Origin of the sequence: Nonomuraea sp. NPDC049649, from assembly GCF_040675175.1 — a bacterium.
Classification (GTDB): Bacteria; Actinomycetota; Actinomycetes; order Streptosporangiales; family Streptosporangiaceae; genus Nonomuraea.
Genome location: NZ_JBFAOH010000073.1, coordinates 1 through 13,476, shown reverse-complemented (window position 1 = coordinate 13,476; position 13,476 = coordinate 1). Strand labels below are relative to the sequence as shown.

Annotated in this window: 14 protein-coding genes; 10 read left to right on the top strand and 4 right to left on the bottom strand. The window is 72.5% G+C overall.

Features of this window, described 5'->3' with window-relative positions:
• Nucleotides 1-165: 165 nt before the first annotated feature.
• Nucleotides 166-756, bottom strand: a complete 591-nt coding sequence (locus AB0J42_RS36950; protein ID WP_364303108.1) for a hypothetical protein — start codon at nt 754-756, stop codon at nt 166-168.
• Nucleotides 757-943: 187 nt separating this feature from the next.
• On the opposite strand from AB0J42_RS36950, the gene AB0J42_RS36945 reads away from it, so the two are divergent.
• From AB0J42_RS36945 to AB0J42_RS36925, 5 genes are all read left to right on the top strand, one after another.
• Nucleotides 944-1,519 carry an HD domain-containing protein gene (locus AB0J42_RS36945; protein ID WP_364303106.1) on the top strand — a complete coding sequence of 192 codons (576 nt, stop codon included), beginning with the start codon at nt 944-946 and terminating at the stop codon, nt 1,517-1,519.
• A 122-nt stretch (nt 1,520-1,641) separates the two neighbouring features.
• Nucleotides 1,642-1,872, top strand: coding sequence for a hypothetical protein (locus tag AB0J42_RS36940; protein WP_364303104.1), 231 nt, complete (start codon nt 1,642-1,644; stop codon nt 1,870-1,872).
• A gap of 262 nt (nt 1,873-2,134) precedes the next feature.
• Entirely contained in the window at nt 2,135-2,437 is a 303-nt protein-coding gene (locus AB0J42_RS36935) for a hypothetical protein (RefSeq protein WP_364303102.1), read from the top strand.
• Nucleotides 2,434-2,907 carry a hypothetical protein gene (locus tag AB0J42_RS36930; RefSeq protein WP_364303100.1) on the top strand — a complete coding sequence of 158 codons (474 nt, stop codon included), beginning with the start codon at nt 2,434-2,436 and terminating at the stop codon, nt 2,905-2,907. Before AB0J42_RS36935 ends, AB0J42_RS36930 begins: the two co-directional genes overlap by 4 nt.
• The gene (locus tag AB0J42_RS36925) at nt 2,904-3,377 is read left to right on the top strand and encodes a GNAT family N-acetyltransferase (protein ID WP_364303098.1); all 474 of its coding nucleotides are present in this window, start codon (nt 2,904-2,906) and stop codon (nt 3,375-3,377) included. The genes AB0J42_RS36930 and AB0J42_RS36925 overlap by 4 nt, the downstream gene beginning before the upstream one ends.
• A 1-nt stretch (nt 3,378) precedes the next feature.
• Here AB0J42_RS36925 and AB0J42_RS36920 read toward each other — a convergent pair whose 3' ends face one another.
• Both AB0J42_RS36920 and AB0J42_RS36915 read right to left on the bottom strand, forming a co-directional pair.
• Complete coding sequence (locus AB0J42_RS36920) at nt 3,379-3,747, bottom strand: VOC family protein (protein WP_364303096.1); 369 nt, start codon at nt 3,745-3,747, stop codon at nt 3,379-3,381.
• 4 nt (nt 3,748-3,751) lie between these two features.
• Nucleotides 3,752-4,417 (bottom strand): helix-turn-helix domain-containing protein, encoded by a 666-nt coding sequence (locus AB0J42_RS36915; protein ID WP_364303094.1) that lies wholly within the window; start codon nt 4,415-4,417, stop codon nt 3,752-3,754.
• Nucleotides 4,418-4,497: 80 nt separating this feature from the next.
• Between AB0J42_RS36915 and AB0J42_RS36910 the strand changes: the two genes are divergently transcribed.
• Nucleotides 4,498-5,451, top strand: coding sequence for an NAD(P)-dependent alcohol dehydrogenase (locus AB0J42_RS36910; protein WP_364303110.1), 954 nt, complete (start codon nt 4,498-4,500; stop codon nt 5,449-5,451).
• Between the two features lie 42 nt (nt 5,452-5,493).
• Here AB0J42_RS36910 and AB0J42_RS36905 read toward each other — a convergent pair whose 3' ends face one another.
• Entirely contained in the window at nt 5,494-5,796 is a 303-nt protein-coding gene (locus tag AB0J42_RS36905) for a hypothetical protein (RefSeq protein ID WP_364303092.1), read from the bottom strand.
• Between the two features lie 264 nt (nt 5,797-6,060).
• On the opposite strand from AB0J42_RS36905, the gene AB0J42_RS36900 reads away from it, so the two are divergent.
• The 4 genes from AB0J42_RS36900 to nirB are packed head-to-tail and all read left to right on the top strand — an operon-like array spanning nt 6,061 to nt 13,389.
• Nucleotides 6,061-7,359: an MFS transporter gene (locus AB0J42_RS36900; protein ID WP_364303090.1), complete on the top strand. Its 1,299-nt coding sequence runs from the start codon at nt 6,061-6,063 to the stop codon at nt 7,357-7,359.
• Nucleotides 7,359-9,575 carry a molybdopterin oxidoreductase family protein gene (locus tag AB0J42_RS36895; protein ID WP_364303088.1) on the top strand — a complete coding sequence of 739 codons (2,217 nt, stop codon included), beginning with the start codon at nt 7,359-7,361 and terminating at the stop codon, nt 9,573-9,575. The genes AB0J42_RS36900 and AB0J42_RS36895 overlap by 1 nt, the downstream gene beginning before the upstream one ends.
• On the top strand, nt 9,572-10,966 hold the full coding sequence (locus tag AB0J42_RS36890; protein ID WP_364303086.1) for an FAD-dependent oxidoreductase: 1,395 nt from the start codon (nt 9,572-9,574) through the stop codon (nt 10,964-10,966). The genes AB0J42_RS36895 and AB0J42_RS36890 overlap by 4 nt, the downstream gene beginning before the upstream one ends.
• Complete coding sequence (gene nirB, locus AB0J42_RS36885; RefSeq protein ID WP_364303084.1) at nt 10,963-13,389, top strand: nitrite reductase large subunit NirB; 2,427 nt, start codon at nt 10,963-10,965, stop codon at nt 13,387-13,389. The genes AB0J42_RS36890 and nirB overlap by 4 nt, the downstream gene beginning before the upstream one ends.
• The last annotated feature ends 87 nt before the right edge of the window (nt 13,390-13,476 follow it).

Sequence of the window (13,476 nt, the reverse complement as noted above, 5' to 3'; positions counted from 1 at the left end):
GACACGCTCGCAGGCGCTCCTCAAAGCTGGCTCGCCGCCCTAACTTCGCCACGCGCTAATCGTCCCACAAGCGACCTGAGATAGTCCGAAAACCCATGAACTGATTAGATCATGTGTTCTCTCTCGTCGTGATACGGGACGTCACCGATGCTAGAACGCCCGTGATCAGCCTGGGGCGCCGGTCGCGTGCTCGGGCTGCCTGGTCGGCTTCGGCGACGTGCCCGGCTTCTTCGGCGACGGGGTGGACGTGGGCGTCGGCGGGCCGGCGGGCGACGACGGCAGGTCGGAGTACTCGCCCTCCCTCGGCATCACCGGGACCGTCAGCCGCACCTCACCCGCGTCGCGGAAGCTGAACGTCATCGGGACGTAGGCGCCGCGGGTGCCGGTGGCCGTGCCGATGGGCTGGTTCGGCTTGTTCGCGGCCTCGTGCGGGCGCATCTCGACGGGCCCGGCCAGCCGGACGTTCCCGCCGCCCTCCACGGTGACCTTTTCCAGCCGGTCGGGCTGGTCTCGGTCGTTGATGAGCACCGCGTACAGGGCCTGCCCGCCCGACGGCGAGGCGGTCGCGTCCTCCGGGCCGCCGAGCAGGAACGCGTTGCGTATGTGCACGCCCCGCACGTCGCCGTTGGCCCCGGCGTTCTGCGGGCGATACAGGCGGTTGGGGTCGTTCAGCTCGACCGTGGTGGCGCAGCCGGTCGCGGCCAGGGTGAGGGCTGCGGCGGCGGTGAGCAGTCGCGCGGACGTGCCAGTGGACATGCCTGGGGCGCTACCCCGGCCCGTGGCGGCGAATCGGGCCCCGGCCTGCTCATGACGGAAAACGGGGAGAACCGGGAGACACCGCCTGGACGAACGGCCGCCACGGGTTTCGCCTCACCGCCGCGCGGGCACCCGTCGTCTACGCTCGGGCTTTCCAGAGCGGACGAGGTTAAAAGGGGGGATCTCCGTGACCGGCGATTTGGCGGGAGTGGCTGGGCTGCTGTACGAGTTCGGGCTGCTCAAGAGGTACAAGCGCACCGGCTGGCTGGTGGCCGGGGTACGCGATCCGGAGAGCATCGCCGACCATTCCTTCCGTACCGCCGTCATCGCCTCCATGATCGCCAAGCTGGAGGGCGGCGACCCCGAGCGGGCCGCCTTCATGAGCCTCTTCCACGACACGCAGGAGACCCGCATCACCGACATCCCGTACATCGGCAAGCGCTATCTCAAGGCGGCCTCCAACGAGGAGGTCACCGCCGACCAGACGCGCGGCCTGCCGGGGCAGGTCGCGGAGATGGTGGGCGACGCGGTCCGCGAGTACGAGGAGAAGGCCAGCCTGGAGGCGGTGTGCGCGCGTGACGCCGACAAGCTGGAGTGCCTGATCCAGGCGGTCGAGTACCGAGAGCAGGGCAACCAGAACGTGCAGCCGTGGATCGACAGCTCGCTGGCCGCGCTCCGGACGGTCACCGGCAAGCGGCTGGCGGACGAGGTGCTGCGGACGGGCACGCTGGAGTGGATCGAGCCGGTGATCAACGGCGACTGAGCGTGAACAGGGAAAGGCCCCGGTCGTTGTGCACGGCCGGGGCCTTCGTCACGCTTGACCTCCCAGGATCTCCATGACAATTCATATCACGAGAAATCGTCATTCAAAGTCAGAAACATGAAATGTCCGACTTAAATCGGTTGTACGGGCCGGCGCCGATCTGCCGAGCTGACCGGCACATCGTTTCCTTCCCCCTCGGCGACGTCACGGTCAACCCGATCGACACGCCCGGCCACCCCGACTTCATCGCCGAGGTCGAACACGTCCTCGCCGGCGCGGTGCTGGACGTCCTCAGAGCCCGCCTGGCCCCGCTGAGCGTCGCCATGACGGCCGTCACCGGCTTCGGCACGTGAGCTGCCGCCGTCACCCCCGCCGCCGACCCGCGCCTGGCCGAGCTCCTCGCCGACCACGACGAGTACCTTCTCGCCGCGTACGTGGACGAACGGCCCATTCCGCGGGCCCGGCTGCGCCGCGCGCTCGTCCGCCAGGCGCGCGCCGGCCTGGTGCACCCGATGTACTCCGGCTCGGCCTGCTCTCGGGGCTCGGCGGCGTCCGCATCGGGCCGGTCCCCGAAGGGCGCGCCGCCACTTCCCGCCGCCCTCCCTGGAGACGGTCGTGGTGCCCGCCCGGCCCGCCGACCGGGGCGCCCTGCACGCCGCGCTCGCCCAGCAGGACCCGCTGATCGGCCTGCGTCAGGACGACGAGCGGCAGGAGACCTATGACTCGCTGTACGGGGAGGTGCAGAAGGAAGTGATCCAGCAGACGCCGGCCGAGGAGTTCGGGCTGGCGGTCACGTTCCAGGAGACCACCACGATCTGCGTCGAACGCCCGGCGGGCAGCGGCGCGGCGGCCGAGTTCATCGCCCAGGGCGGCAGGTCGGGCTGCGCGCCGAACCGGGGCCGACCGGGTCCGGGGTGACGTTCCGGCTGGAGGTCGAGCTGGGCTCGATGCCGTACACGTTCATGCGCGACGTCGGCGAGACGGCGCGGCGGACGCTCCGGCAGGGCCTGCACGGCTGCGAGGTGATCGACTGCGTGGTCACCCTCACCCACACCGGCTACTGGGCGCGGCAGAGCCACGCCCACGGCAGCTTCGACAAGAGCAGGTCCAGCACCGCGGGCGACTTCCGCGGCCTGACGCCGCTGGTGCTGATGGACGCGCTCAAGCCCGCGTGCACGAGCCGCTGTACCGCTTCCACCTGGAGATCCTCGCCGGCCTGCTCGGCGCGGTGCTGCCGGTGCTGTCGCGGCTCCGCGCCGTCCCGTCGGGCTCGCCGCCGCACGGCGACACGTACCGGATCGAGGGGACGGTGCCGGCGGCGCGGGCGCTCAAATCCGCCGATCGGGGGACGAACCGGTGGCGGGTGTGCCTTAACCTGTGCTTCGTGATTCGCTCCGCCACCCCTGACGACGTCCCCGCCATCCACCGGATGATCCGCGAACTCGCCGAGTACGAGAAAGCGCTCGACGAGGCCCAGGCCACCGAGGAGCAGCTGCATGCCGCGCTGTTCGGCCCCGAGGCCAAGGTGTTCGCCCACATGGCCGAGAACGACGACGGCGAGGTGGTCGGCTTCGCCCTCTGGTTCCTCAGCTTCTCCACCTGGACGGGCACCCACGGCATCTACTTGGAGGACGTCTACGTCCGGCCGCAGCACCGGGGCGGCGGCCACGGCAAGGCGCTCATGGCGGAGCTGGCCCGCATCTGCGTGGAACGCGGGTACCACCGCTTCGAGTGGTCCGTCCTCGACTGGAACGAGCCGTCGATCAAGTTCTACGAGTCCATCGGCGCCGTCCCCTGCGACGAGTGGATCCGCTACCGGCTCAGCGGCGACGCCCTGGAGAAGTTCGCCACCCGTTGAGTCACGTCTTACGGAAACGGCTGAGCGGGCTGTCGTGGCGTGGCTCGTACAGCCCGAGCTCGGCGCCGCTGGGCAGGGTGAGCGTGGTGGTGAGGCCGTAGCCCGCGTCGGCGACCGGCGTGGTCCGCACGCCCTTGGCGGCGAGCTCGTCGGCCGTGGCCTCGATGTCGTCGCACATCAGGTGCAGTTCGACCGAGGGCGGGCCGTCCGTCGGGTGGACGCCGAGCTCCGACGGAGGCGTCTCGAAGATCAGCCATCCCTCGCCCGAGCCGCTGTCCTCCACCGCGGTCCAGCCGAGCACGTCCCGCAGGAACGCCCGGTCGGCCTCCGCATCCCGGCTGTATAGCAGCAGGTGAACGCCTTGGATCATGCGCTCACTGTGTCACGCCCGGCCGCCCGGCTCCACGACCCCGGCCGTACAGGTCGCTCAGGGTGAGCGGCGGAGGCGGCGGCAGCGGATCGGCGTGGTCCGCCCGGAACGCCTGGAGCAGGTAGGCGACGAGCCGCCGGGAGGCGGCCGGCGCGGCCTGCGACGCCTCGGCGGCGATGCCCGCGTTGGCCAGCAGCAGCATCGTGAGGTCGGCCTGGTGGAAGTCGGCGCGGAGCTTGCCGGCGGCCTTGGCCCGGCGGATGATCTCCGCGAGCCCCCGTTCGGCGCGGGCGCGTCTCTCCTCGTGGTCGGCCGCGTCGGGGAACGCCGTCAGGAACGCGGCGGTGAACCCCCGGTCGGCGGCCTGCATGGCGCAGACCTGCTCGACCACCGTGCGGAACGCCCGCCACGGGTCGGGGTCGGCCAGGGCGTCGTCGACCGTCGCGGCGCAGGCGGTGAGCTGGTCGGCGAAGACCTCCGTGACCAGCGACTCCCGGGTGGGGAAGCGCCGGTAGAGGGTGGCGACGCCGACCCCGGCGCGGCGCGCGATCGCCGCCATCGGCACGTCGAGCCCGCGGGTGGCGAAGGCTTCGCGGGCGGCCTGGAGGATGCGGTGGCGGTTGTGCAGCGCGTCGGCGCGCAGCGATATCCGAGAAGGACGGGCAGGCACTCTTCTCACATTAGCGGTAAGTGGAGCACCCCCTCCGGTTGCGGACCTAGGGTCGGTTCGTAGAAGGGACGGTGATCGAGATGCGCGCCGCGCTTTACGACAGGTACGGGCCGCCGGAGGTGCTGTACGAGGGGACGGTGGCCAAGCCCGACCCGGGCCCGGGGGAGGTGCTGGTCCGGGTCCGCGCCAGCAGCGTGAACGGGGGAGAGCCGGCGGCTCGCGCCGGACGGCTCCGCCTCCTGACCGGCCTGATGGGCCGCGGCTTCCCCAGAGGGGTCGGCCTGGACTTCGCCGGCGAGGTCGCCGCCCTCGGCTCTCCCATGCGCGCCCTGGCCGTGGGCGACCGGGTGTGGGGCGGCGGCCGGGCCGTCTGGTCCGCCGCGGCCGAGTACGTCGTCGTCCGCCCCCGCCACCTCGCCCACGCCCCCGCCGGGATCGACCTGGTGGAGGCCGCCACCCTGCCCGGCGTCGGCACCACCGCGATCACCGCGCTGCGCGACAAGGCCCGGCTCCGGGAGGGGGAGCGGCTGCTGGTGCGCGGCGCGAGCGGCGGCGTCGGCAGCGTCGCCGTCCAGCTCGGCCGCGCGTACGGCGCGCACGTCACCGGACTGGCCCGGGCGGCCAACCTCGACTTCGTCCGCGAGCTCGGCGCCCACGACGCCTTCGACTACCGGACCATCCGCCCCGCGGAGCTCGGCCGGTTCGACGTGGTCCTCGACACCGTCGGCAGCGGGATGGAGGCCTACCGCAGGCTCCTCGCGCCCGGCGGGCGCATGGTGGCGATCGCCTTCGACCTCGACCGCGCCGTCCGCTCCCTGGCCCACATCCTCGTCTCCGGCGTGTACGGGCCGCGCCGGGTGCGGTTCTTCAGCGGGAACCCGGGCCACGAGCTCTTCGCCGAGCTGACGCGGCTCGTGGAGAGCGGGGCGGTCCGGCCGGTGCTCGACACCGCCTACCCGCTGGCCGACATCGCCGAGGCCCACCGGGCGCTGGAGTCCGGCGGCGTCCGCGGGAAGGTCGTCGTCCGGACATGAGAAGGCCCGCGGGCCCCCTCGGGCCGCGGGCCTTCCGGGAAGTCACATGCCGGTGCCGGCGTGCACCCGTTCCGTAGTCTTGCGGCCGGTCTCGCCGTACATCTCCTCCTCCATGCCCTCGCCCAGCTCGCGGTGGGTCTCCTCGATGCGGAGCGCGACCCCCATGGCGAAGAACGTGGGCGCCCACTCGCCGACGAAGATCCCCCAGCGGTCGGCGCGGTCGAGGCCGGCGGCCTCCTTGTTCTTGGACGCCATCCAGGTGGCGAAGGCCAGGCCGATGGAGCCGAGTCCCGCCAGGTACATGTGATTCGACTTGATGCCCATCTTGTGGAGCATTTTGATCATGATGTCCCCCCTTGCTGTGAAAGCTGTTCCCCTGTCCGAAGAGCTGTAACCTCAGCCCGCGTCCGCCTATCCCGCGACGATTCCGGCAGCTCAGGGGGTGTGCGGCGGCCCCGCCGGGATGTTAACGGCGTGTTTCCGCTGTGACGCATGTGTATCGGCTGTTGCGCGGGTGAGCCACTCGTAACGCACGCACAGCGCCGATCCGCCTCTGTGCGTAACCCGCCGTTCCTACGTTCGAACCAGCTCAGAACGTAGGAGGACTCGATGGCGCGCTGGATCGCCGAGTGGCATCCCGACGACGCGGCCTTCTGGCGGACCACCGGCCGGAAGGTCGCCCGGCGCAACCTGATCTTCTCGATCCTGGCCGAGCATCTCGGCTTCACCGTCTGGACCGTGTGGAGCGTCGTGGCCGCCCGGCTGGGAGACTACGCCTTCAGCACCGACCAGCTCTTCTGGCTCGTCGCGCTGCCGAACCTGATCGGCTCGGTGCTGCGGATCCCGTACACGTTCGGGCCGTCCCGGTTCGGCGGGCGGAACTTCACCGTGGTCAGCGCGCTGTTGCTGATCGTGCCCGCGGTCCTGCTCGGGGTGGCGGTGAGCAGCCCGGACACCCCGTACTGGATGTTCCTGCTGATCGCGGCCACCGCCGGGGTCGGCGGCGGCAACTTCGCCTCCAGCATGGCCAACATCGCCTACTTCTACCCGCGCTCCCAGCAGGGCGTCGCGCTCGGCCTCAACGCGGCCGGCGGCAACATCGGCGTCAGCTCGGTCCAGCTCCTGATGCCGCTGGTGATCGGCGCGTTCGGGCTGGCCGCCGCCGGGTGGTTCTGGCTGCCGTTCATCGTCGCCGCCGCCGTCTGCGCGTGGCTCTTCATGGACAACCTGACCGGCGCCAAGGCCGCCCCGCGCGAGCAGCTCGCCGTCGCCGGGAAGGCGCAGACGTGGGTGATGGCGTTCCTGTACGTGGGCACGTTCGGGTCGTTCATCGGCTACTCGACCGCGTTCCCGCTGCTGAGCACCGGCCTCTTCCCGGACTCGCCGTGGGCCGCGGTCGCGTTCACCGGGCCGCTGATCGGGTCGCTGGTCCGGCCGGTGGGCGGCTGGCTGGCCGACCGGCTCGGCGGGGCGCCGGTCACGCTCTGGAACTTCGCGGCGATGGGCGGCGGTGTGCTGCTCGTCTGGCTGGCGTCCGGATCCGGCAGCTTCTGGCTGTTCTTCCTCGCCTTCCAGACGCTCTTCCTGACCTCCGGCCTCGGCAACGGCTCCACCTACCGGATGATCCCCGCGATCTTCCAGGCCAAGGCGGCCGCCGAGCGGGGCGACGCCGGGCACGGCAGGCGGCAGGCGTCCGCGGCCATCGGCATCATCTCCGCCGTCGGCGCGCTCGGCGGGTTCCTCATCAACCGGGCCTTCGGCATGTCGTTCGCCGCCACCGGCGGCCCGGCCGCCGCGTTCCTCGCCTTCGGCGCCTTCTACGCGAGCTGCGCCGCCCTGACCTGGTGGTGCTACCTGCGCACCGTCGGCGTCTCCCGGGTGGCCAGCCTCGCCCACGCGAGGGTCTGATGGGCGAACCGGTCAAGACCCACTGCCCGTACTGCGCGCTGCAGTGCGGGATGGCGATCAGCGCCGACAGGCCCCGGATCACCATCACCCCGCGGACCGACGTCCCGGCCAACGCCGCCGGAGCCCTCTGCCAGAAGGGCTGGACCGCCGCCGAACTCCTCACCAACGGCACCCGCCTGACCAGCCCGCTCCTGCACGGCCGCCCGGTGGACTGGGACGTGGCGCTCGACCACGTCGCCGACCGGCTGGCCGCCGTCCAGCGCGAACACGGCCCCGACGGCGTGGCCGTGTTCGGCGGGGGCGGGCTCACCAACGAGAAGGCGTACCTGCTCGGCAAGCTCGCCCGCGTCGCGCTCGGCACCAGCCAGATCGACTACAACGGCCGCTTCTGCATGTCGTCGGCCGCCGCCGCCTCCAACCGGGCCTTCGGCCTGGACCGCGGCCTGCCGTTCCCCGTCACCGACCTGGCAGGCGCCGACGTCGTGCTGCTCGCGGGCGCCAACCCCGCCGAGACCATGCCGCCGCTCGTCCGCCACCTCACCGGGCCGCGCCTCATCGTCGTCGACCCGCGCCGCACCGCCACCGCCCGGCTCGCCTGGCTCCACCTGCGGCCCGCGCCCGGCACCGACCTCGCGCTCGCGCTCGGCCTGCTCCACCTGGCCGTCGCCGAGGACCTGGTGGACACCGCGTACGTGGCCGGCCGCACCAGCGGGTTCGACGCCGTACGCACCTCGCTCGCCGCCTGGTGGCCCGAGCGCGTCGAACGGATCACCGGCGTGCCGGTGCCGCGCATGCGCGAGGCGGTCCGCGCGCTCGCCCACGCGAAGAACGCGTACGTGCTCACCGGGCGGGGCGCCGAGCAGCACGCCCAGGGCACCGACACCGTCACCGCGTTCATCAACCTCGCTTTGGCGCTCGGCCTCCCCGGGCGGCGCGGCTCCGGGTACGGGTGCCTCACCGGCCAGGGCAACGGCCAGGGCGGCAGGGAACACGGGCAGAAAGCCGACCAGCTCCCCGGCTACCGCCGCATCGACGACCCGGCGGCCCGCGCGCACGTCGCCGGCGTGTGGGGTGTCGACCCTGCCAGCCTGCCGGGGCCGGGCCGGTCGGCGTTCGAACTGCTCGACGCGCTCGGCACGCCGGACGGGCCGAAGGCGATGCTGCTGTTCGGCTCCAACCCGGTCGTCTCCGCGCCCGCCTCCTCCCGCGTTGCCTCCCGGCTCCGCGCACTGGACCTGCTCGTCGTCTGCGACGTGGTCATGTCCGAGACCGCGGCCCTGGCCGACGTGGTCTTCCCCGTCACCCAGTGGGCCGAGGAGACCGGCACCCTGACGAATCTGGAAGGCCGCGTCCTGCTCCGGCGCCAGGCCGTCGAACCCCCGCCCGGCGTCCGCACCGACCTGGACGTGATCGCCGCGCTGGCCCGCCGCCTCGGCCACGACTTCCCCGCCGACCCGGCCCAGGTCTTCGACGAACTCCGCCGCGCCACCGCCGGCGGCCCCGCCGACTATTCCGGCATCACCTACCCCCGCCTCACCGCCGCCCCCCAGCCCCCTCACCCCGGCGAACCCCAGGACGACGCGCCCCTCCACGGACGTGCGGAGCCCCAGGGCGGCGCGCTGCTTCGCAGCGGCGCGGAGGTTCGGGGCGGCGGGGACACCCAGGGTGGCGCGCACCGTCAAGGGCGCGAGGAAACCCAGGGCGGCGCGCACCTTCAGGGGCGTGGGGAGGTCGGGGTGTTCTGGCCGTGTCCCGGGGCGGGGCATCCGGGGACGCCGCGGTTGTTTCTGGATTCGTTCGCCACCGCCGATGGGCGGGCCAGGTTCGTGGTGGTGGAGCATCGGGGGCCGGCCGAGGAGGTCGATGAGGAGTATCCCGTCTATCTCACGACGGGACGGGTGCTCGCGCACTACCAGAGCGGCGCGCAGACCCGCAGGATCGCCCCGCTCACCGAGGCCGAGCCGGAACCGTACGTGGAGCTCCACCCCGATCTGGCCGCCCGGCTGGAGATCGGGGCGGGCGACCGGGTGCGGGTGACCAGCAGGCGCGGCCGGGCCGGGGGCGTGGCCAGGATCAGCGACGCGATCAGGAGCGACACCGTGTTCATGCCGTTTCACTGGGAGGGGACGAACCTGCTCACCAACCCGGAGCTCGATCCCACGTCCCGCATGCCGGAGTTCAAGGTCTGCGCCGTACGGGTGGAGCGGGCCACGTGAGGCTCGTCGTCGTCGGCAACGGGATGGCGGGCGCGCGCCTGGTCAGCGAGGTACGCGCGCGCGACCGGCGGATGCCGATCACCGTGTTCGGCGCCGAGCCGGGCGGCCCCTACAACCGGGTGCTGCTGTCGAACGTGCTCGCCGGCCAGGCCAGGCCGGACCAGCTCGGCCTGCACGACCTGTCCTGGTACGACACGCACCGGGTGGAGGCGGTGCCAGGCAGCACCGTCGCCTGGATCGACCGCGAGGCGCGCGCCGTGCACACCGCCTGCGGGAGGCGCGAACCGTACGACCTGCTCGTGCTGGCCACCGGGAGCGAGGCGGTGGTGCCGCCGATCCCCGGCGTCGGGCGGGCCATCCCGTTCCGGACGCTGGACGACTGCGACCGCATCATCAAGGCGGCCGAGGGCGGCCGCCGCGCGGTGGTGGTCGGCGGCGGCCTGCTCGGCGTGGAGGCGGCCCGCGGCCTGGCGGGGCGCGGCCTGCCGGTGACGCTGCTGCATCTGGCGGACCACCTGATGGAGCGGCAGCTCGACGCCGAGGCGGGCCTGGTGCTGGGCGAGACGCTGGCCGGGCTGGGCGTCGAGATCAGGACCGGCGTCAGCGCCGCCGCCGTGGAGGACGGCGGTGTCCGGCTGGCGGGCGGCGAGCTGGTGGAGGGCGACCTGGTGGTGCTCGCCTGCGGTGTCCGCCCGCTCACCGCGCTGGCTGAGGAGGCCGGGCTGGAGGTGCGGCGCGGCATCGTCGTGGACGACGAGCTGCGCACCGACGACCCGTCGATCATGGCGATCGGTGAGTGCGCCGAGCACGACGGCACGGTCTACGGGCTGGTCGCGCCCGCCTGGGAGCAGGCCGCCGTGGCCGCCGACGTGATCACCGGGGGCAAGTCCCGCTACCGCGGCTCCCGGCTGGTCACCCGGCTCAAGGCGAAGAGCGTCGAGCTGGCCGCGATGGGCGAGACGCATCTGACCGACGAGCACGCCGAGGTGGTGCGCTTCAGCCACCGCGCCCGCGGCACCTACCGCAAGCTCGTCATCCGCGACGACCGGCTGGTCGGCGCGATCCTGCTGGGCGACATCGACGCCGTCGGCACCCTCACCCAGCTCTACGACCGCGGCGGGCCGCTGCCGGGCGACCGCGCCGGGCTGCTGTTCCCGGGGCTGTCGGCGGCGCCCGAGACGGACAGCCCGACGCTGATGCCCGACGCGGCGAAGGTCTGCCACTGCAACGACGTGACCAAGGGACAGATCAGGGCCTGCTGGGAGGCGGGCGCCAGGGACGTGGCCGGCGTGGCCGCCGCGACGAGGGCCACCACCGGCTGCGGCACCTGCCGCGACGCCGTGGCGGGCATCGTCGCCTGGCTGTGCGAACAGGAAGGGGTCTCGGCATGAGGAAGATCGTCGTGGCCGGGTACGGCCCGGCCGCCCACCGGCTCGTGGAGGTCCTGCTGGAACGGGGGTTCGACGGGACGATCACGGTCATCGGGGAGGAGCCGGCGCCCGCCTACGACCGGGTGGCGCTCACCTCCTACCTGACCGGGGTCTCCGCCGAGGACCTGGCCTACCCCGTCCCGCCCGGCGTGGTGACCAGGCTGAACAGCCGTGTCACCGGCATCGACCGCCGGGCCCGGGTGGTGACCGTCGAGGGCGGCGAGCCGGAGCCGTACGACGTGCTGGTGCTCGCCACCGGCTCGCGGCCGTTCGTGCCGCCGGTGCCCGGGGCGGAGCACGCGCACGTCTACCGCACCCTCGCCGACCTGGACGCGATCCGGATGGCCGCCAAGGAGGCCACCAGCGGCGTCGTGATCGGCGGCGGGCTGCTCGGCCTGGAGGCCGCCGACGCGCTGCGCGGGCTCGGGCTGCGCACGCACATCGTGGAGATGAGCCCGTGGCTGATGCCCCGCCAGGTGGACGAGGGCGGCGGCGCGGTGCTCAAAGGACACATCGAGGCGCTCGGGCTGAGCGTGCACACGGGCTCGGGCGTACAGGAGGTCGTCGTGGACGGCGGGCGCGTCGCGGGGGTGCGCACCCCGGACGGCGGCCTGGTCGAGGGGCAGGTCGTGGTCTTCTCCGCCGGGGTGAGGCCGCGCGACGAGCTGGCCCGGGAGTGCGGGCTGGCGGTGGGGGAGCGCGGCGGCGTCGTCGTGGACGCCGCCATGCGCACCACCGACCCGCACATCTACGCCGTCGGCGAGTGCGCGGCGTACGACGGCATGGTGTACGGGCTCGCCGGGCCGTGTTTCGCGATGGCCGAGGTCGCCGCCGAGCGGATCACCGGGGGAGACGCGGCGTTCGCGGGGGCCGACCTGTCGACCAAGCTGAAGCTGCTCGGCGTCGAGGTGGCCCAGTTCGGCGCGATGGAGGGGGCGCTCGACGTCACCTACATGGACCCGGTGGGCGGGGTCTACAAGCGGCTGTTCATCAGCGACGACGCCAGCACGCTGCTCGGCGGCATCTGCGTCGGCGACGCCTCCCCGTACGGCACGCTCCGCCCCTACGTCGGCAAGCCGCTGCCCGCGCCCCCCGCCGACCTGCTGTTCACCGGCGGCGGTGTCCAGCTCGATCTGCCCGACGACGCGCAGGTGTGCTCGTGCAACAACGTCACCGCGGGCGAGATCCGCTCCGCCATCACCGAGCGGGGCTGCGCCGACGTGGCCGCCGTCAAGGCGTGCACCCGGGCCGGGACCGTCTGCGGCAGCTGCGTGCCGATGCTCGGCAAGCTGCTGGAGAAGGCCGGGGTGGACACCGGCAAGGGGCTGTGCGAGCACTTCGCGTACTCCAGGGCGGAGCTGTTCGACATCGTCCGGGTCCGCGGCATCGGCACCTTCTCGCAGCTCATCGCCGAGCACGGGCAGGGCCGGGGCTGCGACGTGTGCAAGCCGGCGGTGGCCTCCATCCTCGCGTCGCTGCTCCACGGGCACGTGCTGGAAGGCGAGAACGCCGCCCTCCAGGACACCAACGACCACTTCCTCGCCAACATCCAGAAGAACGGCACGTACTCGGTCGTGCCGCGCATCCCGGGCGGCGAGATCACCCCCGCCAAGCTCATCGTCATCGGTGAGGTGGCCCGCGACTTCGGCCTCTACACGAAGATCACCGGCGGGCAGCGGATCGACCTGCTGGGCGCCCGGGTGGACCAGCTTCCGGAGATCTGGCGGCGGCTCGTGGAGGCCGGGTTCGAGTCCGGCCACGCCTACGGCAAGGCGCTGCGGACGGTCAAGTCGTGCGTCGGCTCCACCTGGTGCCGGTACGGGGTGCAGGACTCGGTCGGCCTGGCCATCGCGCTGGAGCTGCGCTACCGCGGGCTGCGCGCGCCGCACAAGATCAAGTCTGCCGTGTCCGGCTGCGCCCGCGAGTGCGCCGAGGCCCGCTCCAAGGACTTCGGCGTCATCGCCACCGAGCAGGGCTGGAACCTGTACGTGGGCGGCAACGGCGGGTTCAAGCCCCGCCACGCCGACCTGCTCGCCGCCGACCTGACGACCGAGGAGCTGATCAGGACCGTCGACCGGTTCCTGATGTTCTACATCCGCACGGCCGACCGGCTGCAGCGCACCGCGGCGTGGATCGAGTCGCTCGACGGCGGGCTCGGCTACCTCCGCTCTGTGATCATGGACGATTCGCTCGGCATCTGCGCCGACCTGGACGCCCACATGGAGCGGCACGTCGCCGGCTACGCCGACGAGTGGCGGGCCACGCTGGAGGACCCGGACAAGCTCGCCCGGTTCGTCAGCTTCGTCAACGCGCCGGGGATTCCCGACCCGTCCATCGTGTTCGCGACAGAGAGAGATCAGATCAAACCGGTGGTGATGTCATGAGTAGCCCTGTGTCAAGCTGCTGCTTGTTGATCTTGCTGGATCAGAGCCTGAAGGGCTCCGTGTTTGGCGGGGTCGTAGGCGACGCCG